Here is an 857-nt window from a genome sequence, read left to right on the forward strand (position 1 = left end):
TCGCCTGCCAGATCCACATCAGAAAACAGTGCCGCATCGCCTGTGCGGCCATCATTGTTCAGGGAAAGGCCATCCGCCTCTTCCCCCTGAAGGCGGATCACCGGCGCATCATTGGTGCCGGTCACCCGCACGGTCATGATCGCGCTATCCACCCCGCCCTTGCCATCATCCACCTGATAGCTGAAGCTGACATCACGGGATTGCCCCACCCCCAGATCCTGAAAATCGGCACCGGGATCAAAGCTGAAACTGCCATCCGCATTCACAACCACCGAGCCTTCATCCGGCCCATCGAGCAGGCTATAACGCAGAGCATCACCATCGCCATCCGTAGCGCTGAGAAGACCATCGACCGCCGGACCATCTTCCTGCGATTCCACGCGAGCATCCACCGCCACCGGGGACATATTCGCCTCGGATGGCGAAAGAAGGAGCGTTTGATCGGCAAAGCCGCCATCCCCATCTTCCACCCGCACCACAAGGCTGCGCGTGCCTTCATCGGCGGCATTGCCATCGCTGGCGGTGATCACCCCGGTGATCGGATCGATGATGAAAGCCCCATCATCATTGCCCGCGATGATCGAGAAAACGAGATTATCGCTATCGATATCGCTGGCATCAAAATTGGCAACAAAGGCCCCATTGCCCAAAATCGCACCGCCGCCAAGGGTGATCCCCTGCCCGGCTGGCGAGGTATCCACAAGGGGGCTGGTACCGGCAAAATCAAAGCCCATCGCCAAAGCCGGATCGCCGGTGGCAACCCCGCCTGCGGCATCGGTTGCAATATCCCCGGCGCTGCGCACCCCATCAAAGATCTGAATGTTGTGAATGGTGCCGGAAAATTCCTGCGCAGGATC

The 857-nt window shown here is 59.4% G+C and carries 1 protein-coding gene; it reads right to left on the bottom strand.

The window, feature by feature from the left end; genetic code table 11:
• Positions 1-857, bottom strand: an 857-nt coding sequence (locus AQ1_RS12165; RefSeq protein WP_042087719.1) for an Ig-like domain-containing protein, incomplete at both ends; no start/stop codon positions are given.

Source organism: Iodidimonas nitroreducens, from assembly GCA_000710935.1.
Classification (GTDB): domain Bacteria; phylum Pseudomonadota; class Alphaproteobacteria; order Sphingomonadales; family Rhodothalassiaceae; genus Iodidimonas; species Iodidimonas nitroreducens.